The 26143-nt window shown below is 40.7% G+C and carries 29 protein-coding genes; 2 read left to right on the top strand and 27 right to left on the bottom strand.

Annotated features, from left to right (window positions below; translation table 11 throughout):
• Positions 1-56 precede the first annotated feature (56 nt).
• From hisIE to AC6I5B_RS08460, 15 genes are all read right to left on the bottom strand, one after another.
• Positions 57-1340, bottom strand: a complete 1284-nt coding sequence (gene hisIE / locus AC6I5B_RS08530) for a bifunctional phosphoribosyl-AMP cyclohydrolase/phosphoribosyl-ATP diphosphatase HisIE (RefSeq protein WP_004613741.1) — start codon at positions 1338-1340, stop codon at positions 57-59.
• The gene (gene hisB, locus AC6I5B_RS08525) at positions 1340-1933 is read right to left on the bottom strand and encodes an imidazoleglycerol-phosphate dehydratase HisB (RefSeq protein WP_044987698.1); all 594 of its coding nucleotides are present in this window, start codon (positions 1931-1933) and stop codon (positions 1340-1342) included. Before hisB ends, hisIE begins: the two co-directional genes overlap by 1 nt.
• Before the next feature lie 10 nt (positions 1934-1943).
• Positions 1944-3236: a histidinol dehydrogenase gene (gene hisD, locus AC6I5B_RS08520; RefSeq protein WP_004613743.1), complete on the bottom strand. Its 1293-nt coding sequence runs from the start codon at positions 3234-3236 to the stop codon at positions 1944-1946.
• A gap of 1 nt (position 3237) precedes the next feature.
• A complete protein-coding gene (hisG, locus tag AC6I5B_RS08515; RefSeq protein WP_004613744.1) occupies positions 3238-3882 on the bottom strand; it encodes an ATP phosphoribosyltransferase in 645 nt (214 codons plus the stop codon).
• A complete protein-coding gene (hisZ, locus tag AC6I5B_RS08510) occupies positions 3879-5135 on the bottom strand; it encodes an ATP phosphoribosyltransferase regulatory subunit (protein ID WP_497773734.1) in 1257 nt (418 codons plus the stop codon). The genes hisG and hisZ overlap by 4 nt, the downstream gene beginning before the upstream one ends.
• Positions 5136-5205: 70 nt before the next feature.
• Positions 5206-5739, bottom strand: coding sequence for a Holliday junction resolvase RecU (locus tag AC6I5B_RS08505; protein ID WP_004613746.1), 534 nt, complete (start codon positions 5737-5739; stop codon positions 5206-5208).
• Positions 5740-5743: 4 nt separating this feature from the next.
• Positions 5744-6715 (bottom strand): RluA family pseudouridine synthase, encoded by a 972-nt coding sequence (locus AC6I5B_RS08500; RefSeq protein WP_004613747.1) that lies wholly within the window; start codon positions 6713-6715, stop codon positions 5744-5746.
• 9 nt (positions 6716-6724) lie between these two features.
• A complete protein-coding gene (locus tag AC6I5B_RS08495; protein WP_144166756.1) occupies positions 6725-7300 on the bottom strand; it encodes a hypothetical protein in 576 nt (191 codons plus the stop codon).
• A 16-nt stretch (positions 7301-7316) separates the two neighbouring features.
• Positions 7317-8075: an SDR family NAD(P)-dependent oxidoreductase gene (locus tag AC6I5B_RS08490; RefSeq protein WP_071144242.1), complete on the bottom strand. Its 759-nt coding sequence runs from the start codon at positions 8073-8075 to the stop codon at positions 7317-7319.
• Positions 8076-8102: 27 nt separating this feature from the next.
• Positions 8103-10007 carry a YgiQ family radical SAM protein gene (locus AC6I5B_RS08485; protein WP_004613750.1) on the bottom strand — a complete coding sequence of 635 codons (1905 nt, stop codon included), beginning with the start codon at positions 10005-10007 and terminating at the stop codon, positions 8103-8105.
• Positions 10004-10675, bottom strand: a complete 672-nt coding sequence (locus tag AC6I5B_RS08480; RefSeq protein WP_004613751.1) for an HAD family hydrolase — start codon at positions 10673-10675, stop codon at positions 10004-10006. Before AC6I5B_RS08480 ends, AC6I5B_RS08485 begins: the two co-directional genes overlap by 4 nt.
• A complete protein-coding gene (locus AC6I5B_RS08475) occupies positions 10669-11373 on the bottom strand; it encodes a pseudouridine synthase (RefSeq protein ID WP_181989657.1) in 705 nt (234 codons plus the stop codon). The genes AC6I5B_RS08480 and AC6I5B_RS08475 overlap by 7 nt, the downstream gene beginning before the upstream one ends.
• Positions 11373-12755 carry an RsmF rRNA methyltransferase first C-terminal domain-containing protein gene (locus tag AC6I5B_RS08470; RefSeq protein WP_117787172.1) on the bottom strand — a complete coding sequence of 461 codons (1383 nt, stop codon included), beginning with the start codon at positions 12753-12755 and terminating at the stop codon, positions 11373-11375. The genes AC6I5B_RS08475 and AC6I5B_RS08470 overlap by 1 nt, the downstream gene beginning before the upstream one ends.
• A gap of 60 nt (positions 12756-12815) precedes the next feature.
• A complete protein-coding gene (locus AC6I5B_RS08465) occupies positions 12816-13658 on the bottom strand; it encodes a M23 family metallopeptidase (RefSeq protein WP_004613754.1) in 843 nt (280 codons plus the stop codon).
• Between the two features lie 56 nt (positions 13659-13714).
• Positions 13715-15163, bottom strand: a complete 1449-nt coding sequence (locus AC6I5B_RS08460) for an aminoacyl-histidine dipeptidase (protein WP_004613755.1) — start codon at positions 15161-15163, stop codon at positions 13715-13717.
• Between the two features lie 107 nt (positions 15164-15270).
• On the opposite strand from AC6I5B_RS08460, the gene AC6I5B_RS08455 reads away from it, so the two are divergent.
• Positions 15271-16209 carry a transporter gene (locus tag AC6I5B_RS08455; protein ID WP_497773733.1) on the top strand — a complete coding sequence of 313 codons (939 nt, stop codon included), beginning with the start codon at positions 15271-15273 and terminating at the stop codon, positions 16207-16209.
• Here the strand turns inward: AC6I5B_RS08455 and AC6I5B_RS08450 are convergent.
• The 7 genes from AC6I5B_RS08450 to AC6I5B_RS08420 all read right to left on the bottom strand — a co-directional run bounded on the left by AC6I5B_RS08450 (position 16196) and on the right by AC6I5B_RS08420 (position 22462).
• A complete protein-coding gene (locus AC6I5B_RS08450; protein ID WP_004613757.1) occupies positions 16196-16789 on the bottom strand; it encodes a hypothetical protein in 594 nt (197 codons plus the stop codon). The genes AC6I5B_RS08455 and AC6I5B_RS08450 overlap by 14 nt on opposite strands.
• Before the next feature lie 3 nt (positions 16790-16792).
• A complete protein-coding gene (coaD, locus tag AC6I5B_RS08445) occupies positions 16793-17284 on the bottom strand; it encodes a pantetheine-phosphate adenylyltransferase (protein WP_004613758.1) in 492 nt (163 codons plus the stop codon).
• Positions 17285-17287: 3 nt separating this feature from the next.
• Positions 17288-17878 (bottom strand): 16S rRNA (guanine(966)-N(2))-methyltransferase RsmD, encoded by a 591-nt coding sequence (gene rsmD, locus AC6I5B_RS08440; RefSeq protein ID WP_004613759.1) that lies wholly within the window; start codon positions 17876-17878, stop codon positions 17288-17290.
• A gap of 92 nt (positions 17879-17970) precedes the next feature.
• Complete coding sequence (locus AC6I5B_RS08435) at positions 17971-18177, bottom strand: alpha/beta-type small acid-soluble spore protein (RefSeq protein WP_004613760.1); 207 nt, start codon at positions 18175-18177, stop codon at positions 17971-17973.
• Between the two features lie 128 nt (positions 18178-18305).
• Complete coding sequence (gene recG / locus AC6I5B_RS08430; protein ID WP_044987705.1) at positions 18306-20366, bottom strand: ATP-dependent DNA helicase RecG; 2061 nt, start codon at positions 20364-20366, stop codon at positions 18306-18308.
• Between the two features lie 59 nt (positions 20367-20425).
• The gene (locus AC6I5B_RS08425) at positions 20426-22084 is read right to left on the bottom strand and encodes a DAK2 domain-containing protein (RefSeq protein ID WP_497773732.1); all 1659 of its coding nucleotides are present in this window, start codon (positions 22082-22084) and stop codon (positions 20426-20428) included.
• Between the two features lie 18 nt (positions 22085-22102).
• Positions 22103-22462 (bottom strand): Asp23/Gls24 family envelope stress response protein, encoded by a 360-nt coding sequence (locus tag AC6I5B_RS08420; RefSeq protein WP_004613765.1) that lies wholly within the window; start codon positions 22460-22462, stop codon positions 22103-22105.
• A 207-nt stretch (positions 22463-22669) separates the two neighbouring features.
• Between AC6I5B_RS08420 and rpmB the strand changes: the two genes are divergently transcribed.
• Positions 22670-22858, top strand: coding sequence for a 50S ribosomal protein L28 (gene rpmB, locus AC6I5B_RS08415; RefSeq protein ID WP_004613766.1), 189 nt, complete (start codon positions 22670-22672; stop codon positions 22856-22858).
• A gap of 56 nt (positions 22859-22914) precedes the next feature.
• Here rpmB and AC6I5B_RS08410 read toward each other — a convergent pair whose 3' ends face one another.
• Genes AC6I5B_RS08410 through AC6I5B_RS08390 form a run of 5 tightly spaced genes read right to left on the bottom strand, consistent with a single transcriptional unit; the run spans position 22915 to position 26111 of the window.
• A complete protein-coding gene (locus AC6I5B_RS08410; protein ID WP_022250390.1) occupies positions 22915-23052 on the bottom strand; it encodes a hypothetical protein in 138 nt (45 codons plus the stop codon).
• 54 nt (positions 23053-23106) lie between these two features.
• Positions 23107-23493: a GerW family sporulation protein gene (locus AC6I5B_RS08405; RefSeq protein ID WP_004613768.1), complete on the bottom strand. Its 387-nt coding sequence runs from the start codon at positions 23491-23493 to the stop codon at positions 23107-23109.
• A 22-nt stretch (positions 23494-23515) separates the two neighbouring features.
• Entirely contained in the window at positions 23516-24412 is an 897-nt protein-coding gene (locus AC6I5B_RS08400) for a DUF2953 domain-containing protein (protein ID WP_497773731.1), read from the bottom strand.
• An 8-nt stretch (positions 24413-24420) separates the two neighbouring features.
• A complete protein-coding gene (locus AC6I5B_RS08395; RefSeq protein WP_004613770.1) occupies positions 24421-24759 on the bottom strand; it encodes a hypothetical protein in 339 nt (112 codons plus the stop codon).
• Positions 24760-24776: 17 nt separating this feature from the next.
• Positions 24777-26111: a peptidoglycan D,D-transpeptidase FtsI family protein gene (locus AC6I5B_RS08390; protein ID WP_083382964.1), complete on the bottom strand. Its 1335-nt coding sequence runs from the start codon at positions 26109-26111 to the stop codon at positions 24777-24779.
• Between the last annotated feature and the right edge of the window lie 32 nt (positions 26112-26143).

Here is a 26143-nt window from a genome sequence, read left to right as displayed (position 1 = left end):
ATAAAAAGCATACATCATTTATTCTAATGTATGCTTTCCGAAGGTCTTTTAGACACCTATCTGTCTGCAAGTTCTTTAATGATATCTTCCCATGTCACACCACGTTCCACCATAAGCACCATCGCATGATACAGAAAATCAGACAGTTCATATTTTACTTCTTCCGGATTCGGATTCTTTGCGGCAATGACAAGTTCTGTCGCTTCCTCACCGACTTTTTTCAGTATCTTATCAATTCCTTTGTCAAACAGGTAATTCGTATACGAGCCTTCTTTCGGATTCTTTTTCCGATCCACAATTGTCTCGTACACTGTCTCAAATACCTGCAGCGGATTGGTCTCATCATAATCCGTTCCGACTAAAGGCTGGAAAAAACAAGTCGGATTGCCAGTATGGCACGCCGGTCCCACCTGATCTACTTTTGCGAGCAACGTATCCCTGTCACAATCAATAGTCAATGATTTTACATATTGATAGTGCCCGGATGTCTCACCTTTCACCCACTGCGTTTTACGGCTCCTGCTGTAATAAGTCATTTTGCCTGTTTTAATTGTATGATCAAACGCCTCTTCATTCATATATGCGAGCATCAGAACTTCTCCGGTCTTATAGTTTTGAACAATGACAGGAATCAGTCCGTCTGAATTCAGCTTAAACTCTGTGAATTCCATGATGCTTTCAAAAGAAGTCATCTTGATATTTTCCTGAGAACATTTCTTCTTAAATTCTGCAAAATCCAGGTCCGGCTGGCTGATAAATTTTCCAGATACGCCTTTGATTCCCGGACACTTCAAAATTTGGAGAATCTCTTCCTCCTCCATCGCATCTGTCAATACAACACTTGGAATATCTGTAATGTTCATCACAGAATCCAAATCCAGCCTGTGCATAAATAAGATCGAGCTGGAACACTCTTCAATCAGGTGCTGCTGCTTAAATAAGGCATCGAAGTCATTTAAGGAGACTGCTATCTTTTCTTTCCCGAAACGTTTTGAGACATCCTCAATCAACTCTACAGATAATGCCTTTGAAAAATTCAAAATTGCCCGTTTTGCACCTGTATATAAAATCTTTTTCACATCTTCCTGACGTCTTATGTTTCCTCCGGCAACCATTGGAATTCGGATTACCCGATTCATTTTTTTCATAAGATCAATTGCATGATCATGTTCCTCATCTGTGGTAGACAAATCAAACACAAGCAATTCATCTGCCCCCATGTCATTATATTTTTTTGCAAGTTTCACTACATCATCGGAAAGTATTTCCAAATTGTCAAACCATTTTACTGCTTTCCCCTGATAGATAAAAATACAAGGAATCAACCTTTTATAATTCATTATGCCAAACTTCCTTTCGTAGACCAAACTTCTTTTATACGAGGTTCTTTCATCACTGCCTCGTCCAGTGCTTTTCCAAATACTTTAAACAAAGCCTCTGCCATATGGTGATTATTTCCACCATCGATTACTTTCAGATGCAGGTTCATAGCCGCGCTGTAGGAGACTGCATAAAAGAATTCCCGAATCATCTCTGTGTCAAGCGCACCGATTTTCTCTGCCGTAAACTCTGCTGAAAAATTCAGATACGGTCTTCCGGAAAGATCAATTGCACAGAGGACAAGCGTTTCATCCATCGGCAGCATGAAATTTCCATATCTTCTGATCCCCTTTTTCTCGCCGAGTGATTGAAGAATTGCCTGACCAAGCACAATGCCTGTGTCCTCTATTGCATGATGACAATCAACCTCTAAATCACCTTTTACAGAAACACTGAGATCAAACAGACCATGTCTTGCAAACCCATCCAGCATATGATCAAAAAATCCAATGCCGGTATGGATATCTGTTTTCCCAGAACCGTCAAGATTCAGCGTCAAAGAGATATCTGTCTCTTTTGTTTTTCTTGTACAAGTAACTATTCTTTCTTCCATATCTTTTCCTCTATTTTTCAAATCGGACTTTGATCGAATTAGCGTGTGCCGTGAGTTTTTCTGCCTCTGCAAATTGCTCTATATCGCTGTGAATTGCCTCCAGCGCTTCTTTCGAATATGCGATGATGCTTGATTTTTTAATAAAATCATCCACCCCAAGCGGCGAGAAAAATTTCGCAGTTCCATTCGTCGGCAATACATGATTCGGTCCTGCAAAATAATCACCAAGCGGCTCACTGCTGTACTCTCCGATAAAAATCGCACCTGCATTGCGAACCCGCATCATCACATCATACGGGTTCGCTGTCATGATCTCCAAATGTTCCGAGGCAATCTCGTTCGCAATATCGATCACTTCCTCCATCGTATCTGCAACGAGAATGTAACCATAATTTTCCAAAGATTTTTTCATGATCTCTGTGCGGGACAATTCTTCCACAAATACTTCTACCTGCTTGGACACCTCCTTGGCAAGTGTCTCACTTGTCGTCACGAGAATTGCCGATGCCAGTTCGTCATGTTCTGCCTGTGACAACAAGTCAGCCGCCACATATCTTGGATTCGCTGTCTCATCTGCAATGACAAGGATCTCGCTTGGTCCTGCAATTGAGTCGATGCTCACATGACCATATACCGCTTTTTTTGCCAATGCTACATAAATATTCCCAGGTCCTACAATTTTGTCAACTTTTGGAATGGAATCTGTCCCGTAAGCAAGTGCTGCAATCGCCTGCGCACCGCCGACCTTATAAACCACATCTACTCCTGCCTCATTCGCTGCCACCAGTGTGTTCGGATTGATCTTCCCATCTTTCCCAGGGGGAGTGACCATCACAATTTCTTCCACTCCTGCTACCTTTGCCGGAATGACATTCATTAGTACAGAAGACGGGTAGACTGCTTTTCCGCCTGGTACATAGACACCCACCCTTTGCAGCGCAGTTACCTTTTGCCCAAGCATGGTTCCGTCTGGTTTGCTGTCAAACCAACTATACTGTTTCTGCTTTTCATGGTAGATACGAATATTTTCTTTTGCTTTTCGTATGATTTCCACAAGAGATTCATCTACCAGATCATATGCCTGCGCAATCTCTTCTTTTGTCACAGTAATTGTATCCGCTGTAATATCCGCACCGTCAAACTGTTTTGTATAATCAAAAACAGCCTGATCCTTTTCATTTTTTACATGTTCCAAAATTTCCAAAACACGGGATTCGTATTGGGTATACTGGTTCGGACTTCTTTGCAACAAATCTTCCAGCAGATTTGTCTTTGTCTCATAGTTCAATTTTTGTATTCTCATCTCATGCCTCCTGTAAAATCATTCTCAATTTTGTCAGCAATTCTTTGATCCGCTCATTTTCCATTCGCATACTAACCGGATTGACAATCATTCTTGCAGACAATGGACATACCTCTTCTAACACTTCCAAACCATTTTCCCGAAGTGTAGATCCGGTCTCCACAATATCTACGATAACTTCCGACAATCCTACAAGCGGTGCAAGTTCTATCGAGCCGTTCAGCTTAATGATCTCGACTGTCTGATGCTTTTTGTTATAAAAATAATCCTTCGCGATATTCGGATATTTTGTCGCAACACGAATCAGCTCATGATGATTTAAAAGCTCCTTTGCTCTTGAGGGACCACACACACACATTCGGCAATTTCCAAACTGTAAATCTAGTACCTCATATGTTTTTCGTCCTTCTTCTAATATCGTATCTTTTCCAACCACACCAATATCAGCTGCTCCATATTCTACATAAGTGGGAACATCCGGACCTTTTGCAAGAAAAAATTTTAATTTTAGTTCTTCATTTACAAAAATTAATTTTCTGGAATCTTTGTCCTTCATCTCCTCGCAAGTGATGCCAAGCTGCTCTAACAATTCCAGTGTTTTTTTCGCAAGCCGACCTTTTGTCAATGCAAATGTTAAATATCTCATATGATTTCCTCCCAACCGACTGTTTTTTTCTCATCTGTCAAAAGATTCGTCATTAAAATCTCGTCTTCTCTCTTCAGGTAGAACATTCCTCCACAGAAGTTCTGTCTCGCATATGACACATACTCATCCAAAAATCTGTCATCTGATTTTTTCACGAGCTCTGTCGGTTTCTCGGCAAGCCGAAATTCTTTTGCCAGCGCAATTGCTCTGCTGCGCTCACTTTCTTCATACAAGATCAACGTATTTTTCTGATGATACGGTATCTCCAGTTTCTGTCTTGAAATTGCGCCCATCAGTTCATCAATAACGATTGCAAATCCGATGGAAGGGAATTCCTTTCCAAATTTTTCTACAAGATGATCATAGCGTCCACCTTTCACAATTGCATCTCCCGTACCATATGTATAACCGCGGAATATAATGCCCGTATAATACCCATAGGTGCCGCTCATGCTGAGATCAAAGGTGATATATTTTTCAACTCCGTATGAAACCAAAATCTCATATGTCTCTGACAGGCGTTCCACTGCACGCAACGCTTTCTCACAAGAAACGATTTTTTTTGCGCATTCCATGATCTCGATTCCACCTGTCAGCTCCTCCAGCACTCGGAAAGCCGCCTTTGTCTCTTCTTTTACACCACAGTTATCCAGCAGCTCTTCCACACCGAAATAATTCCTGTTTGCAATCAATTCACGAAGCCTTGCCTCTTTTTCTTCTTCCAGACCTGCATCCTCCAACAGACTTTCAAAGAAATCAACATTTCCGATATAAATCTGAAATTCATTTAATCCGGCTGCCTTCAGACAGTCTGCAGCCAATGCAATCATCTCCGCATCCGCCTCCAAAGAATCAATTCCAAGGAGTTCCGCACCCATCTGCGTACTTTCCTTTAATTTTCCACGATAGCTTGAATGATTGATAAATGTGTTTCCATTATAACATAGACGGACCGGAAGTCCTTTTGAATCCAAAAAAGTTGCTGCAACTCTTGCGATTGACGGCGTAATATCCGGTCTCAACACAAGTGTATTCCCATCTCTGTCAAAAAGTTTATAAAGTTCCTTTGAAGAGATTGTACCAATCTCTTTTCCGAAAACATCAAAAAACTCGAACATCGGTGTCTGTATATCTTGATATCCGTATAAGTGCAGAATCTCTTGTAATTTTTCCTCCAACATAAGCTTTCTTCTGCATTCAATCCCATAGATATCCCGAACTCCTTCCGGAGTATGTAAAATCTGCTGTCTCATAATCTCCTCCAATACTTTATTACGCTACCATATTAAAATAATGCTTATTATAACATTTTTTGAAAGATTGTCAATCCCTGAGATCCAAATCCTGCTGCAATGCTTCCAAATATGATACCAGACATCCATTTTTTAACTGGATAAAAAATGTCTGAGAAAGCTCTTCATATCGGATACTTTTTCTGCCTCCTGTTTTTGCGCGTTCCCAAAATTTTTGAATTTCAGAAAAACGCATATAATATAACTCGTTTCTGGTGCTGTAATAGATAATCAAGAATGCAATTCCTCCCTGCTTTTCAAAATTACTCATAAACGTCACCTGATGTTCATGAATATTTTGCAGCGGAAACGTGTCTGTATTACATTCCTTCGCATCAAAGCATACCGGAATCCCCTGTACCGCCCCAATGTAGTCAACAGTACTTCTCTGATCAAAATATGCCAGCGTGATATGACGATGCTCCTTATCAATCCGAACAGGAGTGATTGGCGTCGGAATTTTTTGAATCAACGCCAGTCCCTTTTCCAGATAACGTTCATTCGTCCGGTTGATCATATCCTCCAGTGTAGAACCGCGAAGTCCTCTTGAATTCCATGTCCCCATTTTTCTATTCCTCACTGTATTTTTCTGCTTTTAAAATATTCTGAAACAATTTTGGAAGTGGTGCCACAAATTTTCTTTCACTTAGATTCGACAACTCACCTGTACAGGCTGGCATTTCCAGCCGATAAGCATGTAACAACTGACTTTTCAGTCCATACTGCTCTTTTAGTCTATCGTTGACCTTTTTGCTCCCATACTTGTAGTCTCCGATAATCGGATATCCAATCGATGCCAGATGTGCCCTGATCTGATGCGTTCTACCGGTGATCAGATGCACTTCCAAATATGTATATTTTCCATTGCTCCACAAAGGCTCATATTCTGTCTCAATCGGCAGGCAATCCCCTTTTTCTGCCTTTGACACCGTTACTTTATTTGTCTTTTCGTCTTTTACAAGATATCCGCTCACCGACTGAGAATGTTTTACCTCACCTGCCACAAGACAGCGATAATATTTTCTCAGAGAACGATTTTTAAAAAGTGTTCCCATCTCCTGCAGCCCTGCAAGACTTTTCCCTGCTGCCACCAGTCCACTCGTATTGCGGTCCAAACGGTTGCAGACAGACGGTCTGAATTTTCTAAGTTCTTCCTCTGTCAATTGTCTTGTTTCAAGCATATATGAAATAATATGTTCCACAAGCGATTCATCATCGGCCGCTGCCTTTTGTGACAGCATCCCAACCGGTTTGTTGATCAGCAGTACATTCTCATCTTCATAGATAATATCAAGCGTTACATTGGTATGAACTGCATGGATATTGGAAAATTTTGCAATCGTCTCATCAGCCAAAAACAATTTTACAGAATCACCGACCGCCAGCTTTTCGTTTCCGGTTGCCTTTTTCCCATTCAATACAATATTTTTTTTTCGCAGCATTTTATATAAAAAGCTCTTTGGTGCCTCGTTTAAATACTTCGCCAGCATCTTATCCAGTCGCTGGCCGGCCTCATTTGCCGCTACAATAATTTCCTGCATAGTACTCCTCTATAATGAAATCTGAAATAACAGATGTCGAATTCCTTCTTCTTTTTTCTTTGTGTCAGGTCTGTTTGTTTCCGCCATATGCTGCATACTTTCTGCCCTTGCAAGGAATGCAGTATAATCCGTAAAAATTTTCACAGACACTTTTGTATACTGATTTTGCTCCAGCATCTGACGTAAATGTTTTCCGGTATAGACAGGATCTATTTTTTTCCCGGAAGAATACCCACAGATCGTATTGTCCAATATAATGATACTGTCAACGGGCATAAATTTGTCCTTACTCGTAAATACCAAATCAAATGCAGCCGTCAAATCCTCTGTATGTTTCTGAATCTCTTTCGCTCGTTCCTCTGCAATCGAGTGATACGGAGAGATTGTGATTACCTCCACCAGCGCTTTTGCCGCCGGAAGGCATCCAAGTACGGCGACAACTGTCAAAAGATTCAGTCTTGTATGCGTCTGCCAGATACCAAGTATCAAAAGCGCGATGACAATTCCAAATTCCAGTACCGCTTTCAATATCAGTTGTTTTTTTCGTGCCTGAATATAGCCGGCTTCTCCTTTTGTAGCTTTCATTTCTTCGTTCCTTTCCTTACCAGAATTTTTTCATCGCTTTTAGAATCACACTGTGCGGAAGCAGCTTTGTTGCCGCCTCTGCTCCCTTCATCGCCGTCCCGTACACAGACAGTTCTTTGCCCTCTCGTGCATCAAGAAGCGCCTGTTTTACGACCGCTTCCGGTCTTGCCATCACCGCAGCCTTCATTTGATTTTTTTCTTTTTGTCCGGCAATTTCAAAAAACTCTGTCTCAACCGGTCCTGGACAAACTGCGGTCACAAAAATCTCTTCATCGCAAAGTTCTGTGCGAAGACTTCTGGAAAAACTAAGCACATAGGATTTTGTAGCTGCATAGACACTGAAAGACGGCTGCGGGCAAAATGCTGCCGCCGAGGCAACGTTCACAATTCTGCTTCCTCTTGTCATATATGGAATACAGATCTTTGTCATATGAGTCAGTGCTTTACAGTTTAACTCTATCATATCTAACTGATCCTCAGCAGAAAGTTTTTTCACTTCCCCAATTTTACCAAATCCTGCTGCATTCACAAGCATACGGATATCCGGATCTTTTTCTTTCAAGAGAACTTTTAGTTCTTGATAAATGTTTTGCTCACACAAATTACCTTCTAAAATACGCACATTGGTAAACATACAGCTTTTTAATTCTTCCAGCCGTTCTCTTCTGCGGGCAATCACCCATATCTCATCTAATTCTTTATACAAGTGCTCAATCTGTTTTACAAACTCTTTTCCAAGTCCAGAGGATGCGCCTGTTACAATCGCAATTTTCAATTTATTCACTTCTTTCTGATGCTGTTTTTATTTTGTCTTTTTCCGGTGTACGTTTCGGATTGCTTTTTTCTTCTTTGCAGCAGGTTTTTTCTGTTCCTGCCTTTTATAATCCGGTTTGCCCTGATATTTCTTCTCCTGTCTCGGACGAATCAGACAATGTTTGTCAAATCCAACTAAGTCCATTCGGTCTGCCATGCGAAGAGCCTCCATGACAAGCTGATAATTCTTCGGATTCCGATATTGGATCAACGCTCTCTGCATCGCTTTTTCATGTGGATTTTTCGGTACATATACAGGTTCCATCGTCCGCGGATCCACTCCCGTATAGTACATACAAGTCGATATCGTCGACGGTGTCGGATAGAAGTCCTGTACCTGCTCCGGCATATAGCCAAGATCCCTTAAGTATTCTGCAAGAGCCACGGCTTCTTTCATCGTTGAACCCGGATGCGAAGACATCAGATACGGAACCAGATACTGTTTTTTCCCAAGTTTTTCGTTGATCTGTTTATATTTTTTCGAAAATGCCTGATAGACACTGTTTTCCGGCTTACCCATCTTTTGAAGAACAGGATCTGCTACATGCTCCGGGGCTACTTTTAGCTGTCCGCTTACATGATACTCACACAGTTCCTTGAAAAAAGTATCATCTTTATCTGCTATCAGATAATCGAATCGGATACCTGAGCGAATAAATACCTTCTTTACATTCGGAAGTGTACGAAGTTTTCGTAAAAGCTTCAGGTAGTCTTTATGATCCACCTTCAAATTTTTACACGGCCGCGGAAATAGACACTGCTTTTGCTTGCACACTCCTTTTGTGAGCTGCTTATCACAAGAAGGTGCTCTAAAGTTCGCAGTCGGTCCTCCAACATCATGAATATAGCCTTTGAAATCCTTATCCCAAATAAATTTTTCTGCCTCTGCGACCAAAGATTCATGGCTTCGCGTCTGAATGATTCTCCCCTGATGAAACGTAAGAGCACAAAAATTGCATCCGCCAAAACATCCACGATTGCTGATCAGACTGTATTTTACCTCCTCGATTGCCGGAACTCCTCCAAGCGCCTCATAGGACGGATGGTATGTTCTCATATAAGGATAGCTGTAAGTGCGATCCATTTCCGACTGGCTAAGCGGTTTGGACGGTGGATTCTGGACTACATATAAATGGTCCGAGTATGGTTCCACAAGTCGTTTTCCTGAAAAAGGATCTGTATTGCAATACTGCGTATAAAAACTCTTCGCATAGTTTAGCTTGTCCTGCTTTAATTGTTCGTAAGATTCCAACATGATCGCATCGTAGACACTGTCTAAAGACTTCACCTTACAGACAGTTCCGTCGATGTATGTGATATCCTCCACTGCAATACCACTCTCCAGCGCTTCGGCAATCTCAAGAATCGAGCGTTCTCCCATTCCATAAGAAAGAATATCTGCACCCGAATCCAATAAAATCGAACGTTTTAATTTATTTGACCAGTAATCATAATGAGCCATTCGGCGCAGACTCGCCTCAATCCCACCAATAATGATCGGCGTCTTTTTATAAACCTGACGAATCAAATTACTGTAGACGACCGTCGCATAGTCCGGACGTTTTCCCATAACGCCGCCCGGCGTAAATGCATCTGTCTGACGTCTCTTTTTCGACACAGAGTAGTGATTCACCATAGAATCCATATTCCCACTGGATACAAGGAATCCAAGGCGAGGTTCACCGTATTCTGTAATGCTGCTTTTATCTTTCCAGTCCGGTTGACAGATCAACCCAACTTTATATCCATTCGCCTCCAAAAGGCGTGTGATGATCGCATGCCCAAAAGACGGATGATCCACGTAAGCATCTCCGGAAACATAGACAAAATCCAACTGTTCCCAGCCTCGCTCCTCCATATCTTTTCTGCAAATCGGTAAAAATCCATTTCTCATTTCAGTACCTCATAGGTGTTATTTTTAATATCTTCATAATCTTTTATATAATAGTCTGCGAGCGCACGTTTTTTTTCATCCTGATTTTTTGAAAAATCGTCTTCCACTGCACAGACTTTCATTCCGGCATTGACACCTGCCAAAATTCCGTTTGGCACATCTTCAAAGACAAGACAACGTTTCGGTTCCACCTGCAAAGATTGTGCAACTCTTAAATACACATCAGGAGCCGGTTTCCCTGCTTTTGCTTCGCACGATGTCCATATAGAATCAAATAACGGCAATACTTTTGTTGATCTTAAAACTGCCTCTGCAAGCTCGCGTTTATTGCTTGTAGCGATTCCAAGCTTAATCCCTCTTTGATGAACTTCCTGTAAAAAGTCAAATGCTCCTTTTTTCAGTATAAGCTCATTTGCATATTTTTCATATGCCATTCCATACCATTCTTCCATCAATTCCTCTAATGTGTGTGGAAGGTTTGGAAACAATTCCAGAAAATATGCTGCTGTTTCCGAATAACTTTTTCCTTCCATTCCTTCATGAAAATTCTCCGGCTGTGTCAAACCATATTTTCCTAAAAATTCATCGTCGATTGCAGTCCAGACCCACATGGAATCCACCAGTGTGCCATCCAGATCAAAAATAATCGCCTCTATATTCTCTAACATAATCGCTTAAGTTCCTCCTTCGTAAGAGCCCGGTATTCACCGCTCTTTAATGTCTCATCCAACAGAAGTGTTCCCATAGAAAGCCTTTTCAAATAAATTACTTCTTTCCCCACGGCATGAAACATCCGCTTCACCTGATGGAATTTTCCTTCCTGTATCGTAACTCTTATCTCAGAAATCTCTCCGGAATACAAAATTTCAAGCTTTGACGGAAGTGCAGTCTCGCCGTTTCCGATTGACATTCCTACGGCAAAGATTTCTTGATCGACCTCATCTACAATCCCCTGCACCTTTGCATAATACACTTTATCCACATGTTTTTTCGGTGACAAAAGCCGATGCGCCAGCTCTCCATCGTTTGTGATCAAAAGAAGACCTTCTGTGTCTTTATCAAGCCTTCCTACCGGGAACAAATCTCTGCGCTTTTTTGAGGAAATCAACTCCACTACTGTCTTATCCTGCCTGTCTGTTGTGGCTGAGACAACTCCTGCTGGTTTGTTTAGCATATAATACTCGTGCGTTTCATAGGAGACCGCTTCGCCCATACAGCACACTTTTTGATGTGAAATGTCAATCTTTCGCTCTGGAGATTTTTCAATACTTCCATCCACTGTTACTTTTCCCTGACGGATCAGTTTTTTTACTTCTGTTCTCGTCCCAACGCCCATATCTGCGAGATATTTATCTAATCGTATCATTATGACTGCCATCTCCATCCAGGTAAATATTTGTTCTTCAAAGTTCCGTTTGCAAGTTTCCCAAAGCCTAGCGGATAGCCGTCCACAAGGACAAGCTGCCAGCCTTTTTCTTTGTGATCAACAAGATCGTCAACTTCGATCGTCTCACCTTTCAGATAGCGGATCACACGCTCATCCTCCACGGAAAGTGAGATTGTGCGGCGGTATTCTTCTTTTTTCAGACACATCGCAAGTGACTGACTCGGCTCAAACCGGTTCTTTTTCACATCTCCAAGATACAGTCCTGTCCGAAGGAAACGAATACCTTTTACATTCGGGATATCTTCCGGCATATAGTAGACTTTCTCGCTGTAAATCTCCAGTCTGCTCCAGTCCATCTCCCATGTGATGTCCTCAAAAAATGCAAGCAGTTCTTCCGGCACTTTTTTCGCGCGCTTTTTCTTTTCTTTGACCACTAGTTTCTCCGACTTTTCCCCTTTTTGAAGCAATGCCAGATAATGTCCCTCTCCGTGCATCTTATACGGCCAGATACGGACTGTTTTTTCAAATGCAGGCTCTTTTGATTCAGTCACTTGCGGCATTCCTTTTGCAAATCCCTCATATGGCCGAATCTCTTTTATCTCAAATTCCGGATATTGTTGTCTTAAATATTCAATTGTTCCCTCATTCTCTTCCGGATCAAATGTACAAGTAGAATAGAGCATCATTCCACCCGGTTTTAACATTCTTGCAGCCTGCGTGACAATACTTCTCTGAATCTTTGCAAAAAATTCCGGTCCATGTTCTTCCCAGGCTTTCACCATCTTTTTATCTTTTCGGAACATTCCTTCGCCGGAACATGGTGCATCGATCAAAATCTTGTCAAAATATTCCGTAAAATACTCTTCAATTTTACCTGGCTCCTCACTGAGCACAAGCACATTGCCGATGCCGAACACTTCAATATTTTTTAATAAGCCCTTTGCTCTGGAATTGCTGATGTCATTTGCCACAAGCACACCTTCCCCGCAAAGTTTTGCTCCAAGCTCAGTCGCCTTTCCTCCCGGTGCTGCACAGACATCCAGCACCTTATCCCCCGGTTCAATCGGAAGGCGGTTTGCCGGTGTCATGGCGCTAGGCTCCTGTAAGTAAAAAAGTCCGGCAAAATAATATGGATGCTTTGCCGGCTGCACGTGCTCTCCATCATAATAAAATCCATTCTCAATCCATGGTATCGGTTGAATCTCAAACGGACAAATCTTTTTAAATTCTTCCACACTGATTTTTTTTGTATTTACGCGGAGACCATAAAGTCTTTTCTCCTCATAACACTTTATATAATCATCAAACTCTGCTCCAAGCAGTTCTCTCATCTTTTTTTCAAACGCAATTGGTAAATTCATTTTTCATCCTCCATGTCAATTTCATATTATACCATAGCCATACTATTTTCTCCACAAATATTAGTCAGAATACGCACATTTCAGCTTATGCGGTTCCAGATACCGCATCACCCAATATGGATTGACACTCATTTCCTGACCGTTCGGATACACATAAATCCCCACATGCAGATGCACCGGAAATTTCCCTTTTGTACCTTCCTCTCCATAGCCTGTATCCCCCATGAATCCAATCACATCCCCGGCTTTCACTCGGTCTCCCTCTTTAATATCCGCATAGGAATCCAGATGTGCGTAATAAAAGTATCCACCGGAAGGCGCCAGAATACCGATACGGTATCCCCCTTTCGGAAGCCACCCTTTACTTTGTATGACACCGTCCGTCATGCTGACGACCGGATAATATCCTGGGACATCTTTTTTTGCCATCAAATCACATCCCTCATGTCCGCGTTTTCCACCATAGTTTCGTTCTTTCATCCATCCATTTTCAAAGACCACCGTTGCATCTTCATCCGTCGTTGATTCTGGTACCGGAAAATATTTCACATCATCCCAGATTGCCTGATTGATTTTCAGATAAGTATTCCATGCCTTTTTCTGTTCCCATGTCTTCTTTCGTTCGCAAAACGTTTTTTCTGTACATGTATACGGAAACGGTTGATAGCCAAACTTGCTTTCCAACAGATAGATTCCTGCCTGCATCCCTCTGCTTAGTCCATCACAAAAACTATTGATCATTTTTTCACCTAACTGCTGATCTCGAAATTCCATCTTCATAACTGTATTTTCATGCAACCGTTCCATTCTGCTTATCGACAGCAGTCTGCCAATCCATATTTCTGTAACAAAAGAAAATAGTAATACAAAAAGAAGTAATTGATATGCCTGTCTCTTTTTCACGACAAACTCCTTTTTGTATTACTATATGTTTTTCTTATCTTCAAATATGTATTGTTTTATTTACAATTTTTTAAAACTGCAAGCAGATAATCCCACATGCGCTGCACAGATGCAACTTCCAGTTTTTCATTCACAGAATGCACGTCAAACATATTTGGACCAAAAGATACGCAATCCAGTTCCGGAAGCTGTCCGGATAAGAGACCACATTCTAACCCTGCATGAATTGTAGCAACTACAGGAGCTTTTCCGAACATCTGCTCATAAGTATCGATCATGATCGGGCGAAGTTTTGAATCTGACTTGTACATCCATGCCGGATAGTCACAGGATACTTCTCCTTTTCCTCCTGTGAAAACAGCATACGCATTCAGCATCTCTTCGAGTTCTTTCTTTTTACTCTCCACAGAACTTCTCACCATAAAGATCAACTCGATACTATCCTCTTTTGTAGATACGATTCCAAGATTCAAAGAGCTCTCTACAAGTCCTTTCAATTCACGGCTCAATCCTTGCACTCCATATGGTGTAGAAATTAACAGGAATACAACTTTATCTGTTGTATCTGCTGTGCATACATTCAGTGTAGTTTCTTCAGAAAGTACAACTGAAATTTCCAAATTCGGCTCGTCTTTTCCAAATTCAGTTTTCACAGTTTCTGCAAGTTCTTCCACATATGCTTTGACGGCATCTTTCTGTGTTGTGTCCACTAAGATTTTTGCTTTCGATAACGGCGTGATAACATTGTCTTTTGTTCCGCCATTCATCTCAATCAGTGCATATGAAAATTGTGTTTTAAGACTGTTTAAAATTCTTCCGAGTACTTTGTTAGCATTTCCCCTTTGTTGATTGATCTCGATTCCAGAATGTCCGCCTCTCAATCCTCTCACAACGATCTCAGCCGCAACCCCTGTTTTTTCTTCTTTGGCCAGCGGAAGCGTAATCGTATGGCGGAAACCGCCTGCACATCCTGTCAGTAATGTTCCCTCTTCCTCGGAGTCAATATTGATCAGCATACGACCTTTTAATACAGAAAGATCGATTGCTCCTGCGCCACCCATTCCAACTTCTTCATCTGTGGTAAAGACTGCTTCAATCGGCGGATGTTCAATCGTGTCACTGTCAAGAATTGCAAGTGCATATGCGATGGCAATTCCGTCGTCTCCCCCAAGACTGGTATCTTTCGCCTTTAAAAATCCATTCTCCTCATATACTTCAATTGGATCTGTGTCAAAGTTATGTGCAGAATCATCCGTCTTTTCACATACCATATCCAAATGTCCCTGAATGATCACCGGTTCACTGTTTTCAAATCCTGCTGTTCCGGCTTTTTTAATAATCACATTGTTCGCCTCATCCTGAATGCATTCCAAGCCTCGCTCTTTTGCAAAGTCTACACAATAATCACTGACTCTTTTTGTGTCAAATGTTGCCCTCGGAATCCGGCAAAGTTCTTCAAAAAAATGAAAAACCGATTTTGGTTCTAAATGTTCTAATGCTGACATAATAAATTCCCTCTTTCCTTTAAAATTTTCCTATAATCTATTGTGTCACATCAGACATAAAAAATCAAGCATATCCATATATTATAAAAACAAATTGGAGGTCTGTTATGAGACGCTATGCCTTCCCATTCAGTGTGATTTTATTATTTTTTATTATGCTTTCTTTCCCACAGGAAGTATTCGACGGAGCAAGCGAAGGACTACTGCTTTGGTTTCAGATTGTCCTCCCTACTTTACTTCCGTTTATTATCATCTCAAATATCCTGATACAAACAAATTCTATCTCCATGTTATCCCGCATATTTGGTCCTGCTTTTCAGAAAATCTTCCGTATTTCAACTGACGGAAGCTTTGTGGTACTTGCAGGATTTCTCTGTGGTTATCCGATGGGCGCTAAAGTGACCTCAGATCTCATTTTGGCAGGACGTATAACCAAAAGTGAAGGCAGCTATCTGCTTTCTTTTTGCAACAACACAAGCCCCATGTTTATCATAAGCTATGTGATCTGGCAAAATCTGTACGATCAGACTCTGCTTTTTCCATCCTTACTGATTTTGTTTGCCTCACCGATATTGTGCAGTTTTGTTTTTCGAAACATTTATAAAAAAAATCTGCCAGCCAAAACAGCGGGAAAAACCAGTATATCTTCCCGCATCCATTTTAACTTTGAGATCGTTGATACCTGCATCATGGATGGGTTCGAAACCATAACGAAAGTCGGAGGATATATCCTATTATTTTCTGTTCTGTTATCTCTTTTGCAGATGCTTCCGGTAAAATCAGCTTTGATATCAAACATATGCCTCCCGATTCTGGAAATCACCAATGGAATACCTATGTTATCTAAAAACATACTGTCCCAAACAGAAAAATATGTTTCTATACTTGCACTGACTTCTTTTGGGGGATTCTGTTCTGTCGCACAGACAAAATCCATGATTCGTCAATCCGGTCTCTCTATTGTCCCTTACATAGCAGAAAAACTGGTCACCGCATTGGTAACCAGTTTGTTAGCTTTCTTTTATATGACGTTTATTCATCCATAGAATCGCTGCCGAATTCCGCTTCCATACCACGGTCAGACTTATCTGGCACTTCCAGCTCCGCACGATTAGTCTTGACGATGTCGTAACACTCTCTCAAAGAATTCACAAGACCATCGTATTTTGTTGTGTAGCTGTCCAAAGTATGCCCGATAATATTTTCCACGTTCGACATAATATCGTCTGTGTACTGCATCGCACCAATTCGGATATCATTCGCATCATTTGTCGCATTATCCAAAATCTCCTGCGCCTGCTCTGTCGCTGCTGTCACGATATCATTCGCCTGAGCATATGCCTGCTGCATGATCTCATGTTCGCTTACCAGTTCGTTTGTATGAATCTGAGCTTCCTCCAGCATACTCTCGGCTTTCGCGCGTGCATCCGCTAAAATCGCATCCTTATTGGCAATGATCTTCTGATAACGCTTAATCTCGTCCGGCGTCTTCATGCGAAGTTCACGCAAAAGCTCGTCCATCTGATCTTTATTTACAATAATCTTTGTTGTAGATAATGGCTGAAATTTACAACTGTCAATATATTCTTCAATTTCCTCAATAATTTGTTCAATACGACTGCTCATAATTTACACTCCTTTTCTTTCTTCCATCTTCTCTTTTATTTTTTTCACAATCACTTCCGGTACAAACTGTGTAATGTCTCCCCCAAAGCTCGCAACTTCTTTTACCGTTGTCGAACTCAAAAAGGAAAACTCCAGACTTGTCGTCAAAAACAAGGTCTCAATCTCCGGTTCAATTTTGTGATTCGTCTGTGACATCTGTAATTCATATTCAAAATCTGTAATTGCACGCAATCCCCGAACAATCACTTTCGCATCCATCTGCTTTGCAAATTCTACTAACAACCCCTCAAATGGAATGATTTTGACATTTGGGAAGTCTTTTGTCACTTCCTCTAACATTTTAACACGTTCTCCTACAGAAAACAACGGCGTTTTCGCTTTATTATTCAATATTCCGACAATTAACTCATCCGCGATGGCGGCGGAACGTCGAATAATGTCCAAATGACCAAGCGTCACCGGATCAAAGCTTCCCGGATAAATGGCTCTTAGCATTCTTTAAGCCTCTCTTTCTAAAAATATATGTTTATTAGTCTTATATATCTTTTCTTTAATAACAGAAAAACCAAGTTCCTCCACATAAGAAAACTCTGTATCCAAAGAACTTTCCACAATCACGACAGCATCTTGCGAAAGAATAGTTGATTCAGAAAGATATTCTAACACCTGCTTTTCCAGCATCTTACGGTACGGTGGATCCATAAAAATATAGTCAAACTGATACTTTCCTTCCAGACGTTTTAGCGCGCTCAAAACATCCATCTCCAAAAGCACCGATTGTTTTGCAAGCTTTGTAAATGTAAGATTCTCGCGAATACAAGCCATCGCCTTACGGTTCTGTTCTACAAACACCGCTTCTTTTGCTCCTCTGCTGAGGGCTTCTATTCCGATTGCTCCACTTCCGCTGAACAAATCCAAAAAACAGGAATCTGCAATCTCATGCGAAATCATATTAAACAGTGTTTCTTTGATACGATCTGTTGTCGGTCTTGTGTCAAGCCCATCTATTGTTTTTAACTGTAAGCGTTTTGCGCTTCCTGCTATAACTCTCATAATGTTCCTTTCCTGAATAAAAATATCATTTTTCATTATACGAATTCCCTCGAAACTTGTCAATTACTGCACAGAAAAAACGTGCAAACCTTTTCTGATTTGCACGTTTTTCTAATTACATCTGCCAATTATTTCTCTGACATTTGTTTTTCCTGCTGCTCGATCATTTTTTTCACCATATAACCACCAACAGATCCGTTCTGTCTTGATGTTAAGTCTCCGTTGTATCCTTCTTTCAAAGGTACTCCGAGCTCACTTGCCACTTCATATTTAAATTTGTCTAAAGCTGCTTTTGCTTCCGGTACTGCTGTTCTGTTTGATGAACGACTTGCCATAATTCATTTCCTCCTCTAAATCTCTTTCCTTTTATTTTGTAACTGTTTTGTTACAAGGATAGTATATGGAGAATTCATAAACTTACACTAGAAATAGTTTCTTTTTTTGACAAATTCTGTCATGTGATTTAAAGCGTTGTTTCAAGCATTCCTTCCCGGATATATTTCTGTAAATACTCCCTAATATTCTGGTGATTTTGCTTTTCCAAGTTTTCATCTTCCGAAATCAGCTGTTCCGCCGCCTCGCTCGCACGCTGCAAAATCTTTGCATCCTGAAATACATCACCTAATTTAAAATCCAAAATCCCGCTTTGACGAATACCAAACAAATCTCCCGGGCCGCGAAGCTTCAAGTCTTCACTCGCAATAAAAAATCCATCATTCGATTTATTCAAAATAGAAAGACGCTCTTTCGTCTCTTTCGACTTTGATGCACTCATAAAAATGCAGTATGACTGATATTTTCCTCTCCCCACACGTCCTCGAAGCTGATGAAGCTGTGCAAGCCCAAAACGTTCTGCATTTTCCACCATCATCACCGTCGCATTCGGAACATTGATTCCTACTTCAATAACGGTCGTAGAGACAAGAATCTGAATTTCCCGTTTCCCAAACTGCTCCATGATCACATCTTTTTCTGACTGCTTCATCTTTCCGTGCAGATATGCCACCTGAATGTTGTCCCCCATCTCTTCTTGCAGTGTCTTCGCATAATCTATTACATTTTCTGCCTCCAGATTTTCATTCTCTTCTATCATTGGGCAGATGACATAGCACTGTCGTCCTTCCAGCACCTGTTTTTTCATAAACTGATAGGCCGTCTTTCGATAATTAGTATCTACCACACAATTTTTAATCGGTAGACGGTTGGCTGGAAGCTCATCGATGACAGAGATGTCCAAATCCCCATACAGGATAATTGCAAGTGTCCTCGGAATCGGAGTTGCACTCATCACAAGAATATGTGGTGTGTTTCCTTTTTCAGCAAGCTTTTCTCTTTGTTTCACGCCAAATCGGTGCTGTTCATCTGTCACTACCAACGCCAGAGAATGGTATTTCACCTTTTCTTGAATCAGTGCATGTGTTCCAACAATAATCTGTGCTTCTCCTGATGCAATCCGCTCATATGCCATCCTTTTTTCTTTTGCAGTCATAGACCCTGTCAAAAATTCCACACAAACCGGAATCTGATGTTCTTCTAACATTTCACAAATAGACTCAAAATGCTGTTTTGCAAGCACCTCTGTCGGCGCCATCAATGCTCCCTGATAGCCGTTGACAGCGGCAAGCAAAAGACCAAGCAAGGCAATAATCGTCTTTCCGGAACCGACATCCCCCTGCACAAGCCTTGACATCACATGCGCTCCGTTTAGGTCTGCCTTAATTTCCTCCCAGACTTTTTGCTGAGCGCCTGTCAGTTCATATGGCAGTTTATGCATGAATTGTTCCACCGGTTCGGCAATCGCAAATGAAAATGTATTTTTACTTTTTTCATTTTTCTCCTTCATTTGCCGCAGTGCCAAAATAAACACAAGAAATTCTTCAAACACAAGACGCTCTCTGGCAGTATAAAATTCCTCTTTGTCTACCGGAAAATGAATTCCCTGTATCGCATAATTATATTCCGCAAGATGATAGCGGGTTCGAACATCCGGCGGAAGGAAATCCTGCTTCAAATCCAAATAGGAAATTGCCTGTTTCATCGCTTTGACGACAGCATTGTTCGTAAGTCCGGCTGTCAATGCATAATTGGGCTGCAACGTGTTTATCTTCTCCTCATACAACTCACTCGGATAAAAAATTTCCGGCTGTTCCATAAGAAGTGTTCCTTTTCGCCGCACGACTTTTCCACGTAGTGTGACCACACCCCCTTTTTGAAACGTATTTCGCAAAAAAGGCATTCGGAACCAGACAACACGCAAAGTTCCAGTGATATCCTTCACATAAATGGTTGTAACCTGCATACTTGTTCTGCCAGAGACCTGTACTTTCCCGTAAATCGCACCTGTGACCGTCACAGTTCTGCCCTCGTCTATCTCTGCAATCGGGGTTGCTTCCTCATACACTTCATATCCTTTCGGAAAATGTCGAAGCAAATCTCCAATCGTAAAAATATTTAATTTTTGGAATAATTTTTCTGTCTTCTCGCCAATCCCTTTCAGTGAGCTGATCGTTGATTGCTCATTCATATTTCTGTCTCCTGTTTCAGAAAAAACGGGAGATATCACTTCTCCCGTTTTTGTCACTCTTATTCTACTGCCAATACATAATAGTAAATCGGCTGACCTCCAAAATGTGTGTCCACATCTACACTTGGATACTTTTCTTCAATCTCCGCTGTCAGTTTTTCTGCGTCTTCTTCGCTGACATCTGCTCCATAGTAGATACTGATCAATTCCGAATCCTCATCCACAAGTGTTTCCAGCATCTCTTTTGTCGTCGCTTCGATATCAGTTCCCACTGCAATAATACCGGAATCACCAATTCCCATGATATCATCTTTGTGGATCTCCTTGTCATCGATATGTGTATCTCGCACTGCATATGTTACCTGTCCGGTCTTGACATTCTTGATCTCTTCTAACATGACTTCTTCATTTTCTTCTGCCGATAAATCCGGAACAAAATTAATGATTGCAGTAATTCCCTGCGGAACCGTCTTTGTAGGAATAACAATTACTTCCTTATCTTTCACTAAAGATTTTGCCTGGTTTGCCGCTAATGTAATATTTTTGTTATTTGGGAAAATAAATACATGTTTTGCATTGACTTCATCAATCGCATTCAACATGTCGTCTGTACTTGGATTCATTGTCTGACCACCTTCAATGATATAGTCCACTCCAAGCTCTTTAAAAATCTCATTCAGACCTTCTCCGATGGAAACGGCAATAAAGCCAAACTCTTTCTGAGCCTCTTTTTTCTTTTCTTTCTGTTCTTTCGCAAGCTTCTGCGCATCGCGGATCAATTTTTCTTCATGCTCTTCGCGCATATTGTCAATCTTCATACGAGAAAGCTGCCCATATGTCAGTGCCTTTTGAATTGCAAGTCCAGGGTCATTGGTGTGTACATGTACTTTTACAATTTCATCATCTGCCACACATACGATTGAATCACCGATAGACTCCAGATATGCCTTGAACGTTTTCTCATCTTCCTCTGTAAATTCTCTCTCTGCCATAATGATGAATTCTGTACAGTAACCGAATTTGATCTCTGTTGCCGCCTCTGCGCTGACCTTTGTCACAGCAGCACCTGTGCTGGAAGCAATCGCACTGTAATCAATCTCTTTCCCTAAAAATGCGTCATATGCACCCTTTAACACTTCTAAAAGTCCCTGTCCGCCGGAATCAACCACCCCAGCTTCTTTTAATACCGGAAGCATATCCGGAGTCTTCGATAACACATGTTCTGCATGCTTGATAATCTCTGGAATGAACACTTCCAAATCATCTGTCTCTTCTGCAAGTTCCCAGCCTTTATCTGCAATTCCACGTGCAACAGTCAGGATCGTTCCCTCTTTCGGCTTCATAACCGCTTTGTAGGCAGTCTCCTTTGCCTTATCAAGTGCGTTCGCAAGAATCAAACAGTCAATCTCTTTGACTTCTTTGATTGCTTTTGTAAATCCTCTGAAAAGCTGTGAAAGAATTACTCCTGAGTTCCCTCTGGCTCCTCTTAAAGACCCAGATGAAATCGCCTTTGCCAAATCCTTCATATTAAGTTTTTCCAATGCCGAAACTTCTTTTGCCGCTGCCATGATCGTAAGCGACATGTTCGTTCCTGTATCCCCATCCGGTACCGGAAAAACATTCAATTCATTTATAAATTCTTTTTTTGCCTCGATATTTCCGGCGCCTGCCAAAAACATCTTTGCGAGCATCTCTACATTTATTGTCTTCGTTGCCACAATCACTTCCTCCTTAAATTAATCGATTACTCTTACGCCTTCAATATAAATGTTAATCTTATCCACTGTCATTCCGGTGAACTCTTCTACTTTATATTTTACGTTGCTGATTAAATTATCGGTAACGGCTGAAATACTCACACCATAGGATACGATTACATGGAAATTCAAAGTAATCTTATTATCTTCTGAAATTTCCACCTGAATTCCATGTGTCAGGCTTTCCTTTTTCAAAAGCTTTACAAGACCATCTTTTACACTTACTGCCGCCATACCAACGATTCCAAAGCATTCCACAGCTACAGTTCCCGCATATTTTGCAATGACTTCCGGTGCAATTGTAATGATTCCTAATTCTGTACTCATACATCCTTTCATATCTATTCCCTCCAATTTTTGTTATGGATTTTCTTTTTTATGCATACTTAACGTTTATATTATACTCTGTTTTGCCAGTTTTTACAACAACTTATAAAACCTTTCTTCAAATTGTTAAATAAGTACTTGCAAATTAAACTTTTTTCTGCTAAAATAATTTGTGTTGTGAGTCTGGTATGACTATTAATATCGTTAGGAGGTGCAATCATGGCTAAATGTGCTATTTGTGAAAAGGGTGCTCATTTCGGAAATAACGTAAGTCACTCTCATAGAAAAACACCAAAGATGTGGAAATCAAACGTAAAATCAGTAAGAGTAAAAGCTGAAGGTGGAAATACAAAGAAAATGTATGTATGTACTTCATGTTTAAAATCTGGCAGAGTTGAACGTGCTTAATTTTACACAGAATGAAACGAGATGAAGAATCATCTCGTTTTTTTGTGCATCTATTATTATCCACAAAATAAATTATATCCAACTATGAGACATATAAAAATCAACACAAGACCAACAAAGACATTTGGCAGCATCAGCATAATCAGCATTCCAACTGCAATAAAAAATAATGCAAACCCAATTACTTTTTTCATTGCTCTACTCCATGTAGTGTATCCTCTTTTTATTATATGTCTCATTCTTCCAAATTATTCTGCGTCGTTCAACATATCCGCAACATCCTTTTCCGTTACTTTCTCCTCTTTTTTAGAAGAAAACCGATCAACCACATCAGGAACCATATCTAAAATTTTTGTAATCGTATCCTGATTTTTGATATTTACAAGTTTTGTCTTTCCGTCTTGAATCACAAGCACCGCACACGGTGACATCTTTCCGCCAAGTCCACCGGCGCCTTTTTCCTTTTTATCTCCCTGAAATGAACCGGCTCCCACCGCAAATGAAACGTCTACCAATGGTAAAATGATAGTATCGCCAATGTGAATTGCATCACCGACAACAGTCTTTGACGAAACAACACTGTCCATCCCACGAAATAAAGCTTCTACTGTTGCATTAAATTTGTTATCCTCCATTTTGTATTCCTCCTCGCATATTTTATAATTTAAACGTTTTTATATGTTCATATGTGGTTCTGACCTGTTTATCAAAAAATAAATTCCACAAAACAATCACTGCATAAATTCCTCGGATACGCCCTTTAATCAGAAGGTGCCCTTCTAAAATCCGATATTCGAAATCCGGATAGATATCTATATGTTCTCCATAAAACGGATAAAGCATACTCAGCACAGCCAGTATCCTCCCCGTATCGTAGGGATCCTCCAATCCAAATCGCACAGCGCCTGTAAATTTCCTCGGTCTTAAAAGCCGAAGAATTCTGAACAATTCTTTTTTCAAACGCCCCCATGCCGCTTTGTGAATGGGCTCCGCAAGAAACTCTGTTAATTTTTCTTTTTTCTCCAAAAGCACTTTTATCTTATCACACATTGTCTGATATGTATATTTTATCTTTTGAAGCAAAGATTGTTTTTCCTTTTTCTCACTTTCTGCCGTTTCTCCACACTTCTTTGCTGTGCGGTTTCTTTTCACTTTCTTTTCCTGCGGTTCTTTTTTCGTTGGAATGTTTGTCGGCTCTGCTTTCCGAGGCACTTCTTCGTCTCTTTTTTCTTGTTCCTTCTCAGACTCTTTTTCTCTGTATGTCTCATTTTGGAGCGTTTCAATGTGCTCTGTCTGGTTCAGTTTTTTCCAGCCGATTCGAATCTGCCAGCAAAATTCGCCATTTTGATATTTAAAATATCCGGAAAACAAATGTAAAAGCCACGAAAACCGAGCATGCGCGTCGATACTTTCAAATGTCCCTGCACTTTCCGCCTCAATTCGATACCGGACAGGCACAAAAAGCACAATGCAAATGAGCAATACTGCAATTCCCAGTATTGCTGCCAGAAGAATTCCTATGATTTTCAAAATCCATAATATAATCTGGAACATGTCTGCACCTACACTTTTCCCTCTTCAAACTTTTTTTGCTGTTCTAGCAAATACTTGCGTATTTTCATATCTCCTGTCACATCATACACTTCCTGTGCAATCTTTTCCACTAAGTACAGTGCCTCTTCAAAACCATCTGCAATGCCAACCACAAGTAGCCTTCGCTTTTTCCAGCCCCTTTGCAGCAACAATGCCGTATCGTAAAACTCAAGATTATTATTCGCATTTTCTGCAAGAACAATCACATATTTATTTAACTGTATTTTATCATGCTCTAACTTATATATGATTCCCTCTTTTTTTTCTTTTAATTCATCACTTAAATACAGATTATGATAATATTTCATATGGATCCCTCAATTATTTAATAGTAATACGCATTCAAAACCTGTTTTGCAACCGATACTGCACTCATTCCGGAATTGTCTGCACTTTCTACCACCGCACTGATTACAAGTTCTGGATTGTCTACATTGGTAAACCCTGTAAACCACGAATGGGATTTTTCTTTATCACTGCTGTATTCTGCTGTCCCTGTTTTTCCGGCTACCGTATAGCTTTCTCCGCTAAGCGCCGTCCCCGTTCCATGATCGATAACACCTTCCATATACTCTTTCAGTTTTGCTGCTTCTTCCGAAGTCATAAGCGTTTCGTATATCTCCGGAACATTTTTCTTAACTGTCGTTCCTGTATAATTTTCGGTATGATCAACCAAATATGGTTTCATCAATGTCCCTCCATTTGCAATTGCAGCCGAAATAAGCGTCATATGGTACGGACTAATCTGTGTTTTTCCCTGACCAATTGCTGTCATCATAATTTCACTGTCTGTTGTGTTTTTGTCCACACGAAATTTGCTTTGGCTGTAAGGCAGTACAGACGGAAGCTTTTTATTAAACAACAACTCTTCTGCCGTTTTTCTGTACGCTTCTTTATCCAACATCAGACCAATATTAGAATAAGATGCGTTACAGGAGTTGGCAAGCGAATCCGCTAAATTTTCCTCACCATGCGCCCTGTTTCCCGCACAGTGAATCGTCGTCCCTTCATGGGTGATCTCACTTTCACAATAATAACTATAATTTTCAAAATCCGAATATTCACGCATATACTCTAATGTTGTGACTAACTTAAAGGTAGATCCCGGCGCATACGCTCCCTGTGTCGCACGATTCAGAAGCGAACTGTTTTCATCTGTAGTAAGCCATTCCCAGTCTTCCGAAATGGTATTTGGATCAAATGTCGGTTTGGACACCATGGCAAGTATCTTTCCTGTGCTTGCTTCCATGACAACAACTGCCCCCTTATGGTCTCCCAATGCATCATAGGCTGCTTGCTGAAGTTTGCTCTCAAGCGTTGTAACTACATTGTCGCCAATATTTTTTTCTTCTTTAAATTCTTTTACAATCTTCTCTACAAAAAAAGCATTTGATGTCAGCAAATCAAAATTTTCCACGGATTCCAGTCCTGACTTCCCTTTTGAATCATATCCTACTACATGTGCATACACATCTCCATAAGGATAATTTCTTGTCTCGGTTCCATCCTCCGCAACTACTGTCTCAGCCAGCACCTCTCCGTTTTTATCTAAAATACTTCCTCTTACAACTCGGTCAGAAAGGGAATCCATACGCACATTATAAGGACTGTTGATAATTTCTTTGCTTCGCACAACATTAAAATATACAAGATACCCCATCATTACCAGAAAAAGTGTCACAAAAAAATATG

The organism is Faecalimonas nexilis (assembly GCF_059731825.1).
Note: the sequence above shows the minus strand (reverse complement) of the source record. Positions and strands in the feature narration are given on the sequence as shown.

Coding starts and splice junctions, on each gene's coding strand:
- hisIE (WP_004613741.1), bottom strand. CDS start 1,340: ATGAATTATAAAAGGTTGATTCCTTGTATTTTTATCTATCAGGGGAAA.
- hisB (WP_044987698.1), bottom strand. CDS start 1,933: ATGGAAGAAAGAATAGTTACTTGTACAAGAAAAACAAAAGAGACAGAT.
- hisD (WP_004613743.1), bottom strand. CDS start 3,236: ATGAGAATACAAAAATTGAACTATGAGACAAAGACAAATCTGCTGGAA.
- hisG (WP_004613744.1), bottom strand. CDS start 3,882: ATGAGATATTTAACATTTGCATTGACAAAAGGTCGGCTTGCGAAAAAA.
- hisZ (WP_497773734.1), bottom strand. CDS start 5,135: ATGAGACAGCAGATTTTACATACTCCGGAAGGAGTTCGGGATATCTAT.
- AC6I5B_RS08505 (WP_004613746.1), bottom strand. CDS start 5,739: ATGGGGACATGGAATTCAAGAGGACTTCGCGGTTCTACACTGGAGGAT.
- AC6I5B_RS08500 (WP_004613747.1), bottom strand. CDS start 6,715: ATGCAGGAAATTATTGTAGCGGCAAATGAGGCCGGCCAGCGACTGGAT.
- AC6I5B_RS08495 (WP_144166756.1), bottom strand. CDS start 7,300: ATGAAAGCTACAAAAGGAGAAGCCGGCTATATTCAGGCACGAAAAAAA.
- AC6I5B_RS08485 (WP_004613750.1), bottom strand. CDS start 10,007: ATGAGAAATGGATTTTTACCGATTTGCAGAAAAGATATGGAGGAGCGA.
- AC6I5B_RS08480 (WP_004613751.1), bottom strand. CDS start 10,675: ATGTTAGAGAATATAGAGGCGATTATTTTTGATCTGGATGGCACACTG.
- AC6I5B_RS08475 (WP_181989657.1), bottom strand. CDS start 11,373: ATGATACGATTAGATAAATATCTCGCAGATATGGGCGTTGGGACGAGA.
- AC6I5B_RS08470 (WP_117787172.1), bottom strand. CDS start 12,755: ATGAATTTACCAATTGCGTTTGAAAAAAAGATGAGAGAACTGCTTGGA.
- AC6I5B_RS08460 (WP_004613755.1), bottom strand. CDS start 15,163: ATGTCAGCATTAGAACATTTAGAACCAAAATCGGTTTTTCATTTTTTT.
- AC6I5B_RS08455 (WP_497773733.1), top strand. CDS start 15,271: ATGAGACGCTATGCCTTCCCATTCAGTGTGATTTTATTATTTTTTATT.
- AC6I5B_RS08450 (WP_004613757.1), bottom strand. CDS start 16,789: ATGAGCAGTCGTATTGAACAAATTATTGAGGAAATTGAAGAATATATT.
- coaD (WP_004613758.1), bottom strand. CDS start 17,284: ATGCTAAGAGCCATTTATCCGGGAAGCTTTGATCCGGTGACGCTTGGT.
- rsmD (WP_004613759.1), bottom strand. CDS start 17,878: ATGAAAAATGATATTTTTATTCAGGAAAGGAACATTATGAGAGTTATA.
- AC6I5B_RS08435 (WP_004613760.1), bottom strand. CDS start 18,177: ATGGCAAGTCGTTCATCAAACAGAACAGCAGTACCGGAAGCAAAAGCA.
- recG (WP_044987705.1), bottom strand. CDS start 20,366: ATGAATGAGCAATCAACGATCAGCTCACTGAAAGGGATTGGCGAGAAG.
- AC6I5B_RS08420 (WP_004613765.1), bottom strand. CDS start 22,462: ATGAAAGGATGTATGAGTACAGAATTAGGAATCATTACAATTGCACCG.
- rpmB (WP_004613766.1), top strand. CDS start 22,670: ATGGCTAAATGTGCTATTTGTGAAAAGGGTGCTCATTTCGGAAATAAC.
- AC6I5B_RS08410 (WP_022250390.1), bottom strand. CDS start 23,052: ATGAAAAAAGTAATTGGGTTTGCATTATTTTTTATTGCAGTTGGAATG.
- AC6I5B_RS08405 (WP_004613768.1), bottom strand. CDS start 23,493: ATGGAGGATAACAAATTTAATGCAACAGTAGAAGCTTTATTTCGTGGG.
- AC6I5B_RS08400 (WP_497773731.1), bottom strand. CDS start 24,412: ATGTTCCAGATTATATTATGGATTTTGAAAATCATAGGAATTCTTCTG.
- AC6I5B_RS08395 (WP_004613770.1), bottom strand. CDS start 24,759: ATGAAATATTATCATAATCTGTATTTAAGTGATGAATTAAAAGAAAAA.
- AC6I5B_RS08390 (WP_083382964.1), bottom strand. CDS start 26,111: ATGGGGTATCTTGTATATTTTAATGTTGTGCGAAGCAAAGAAATTATC.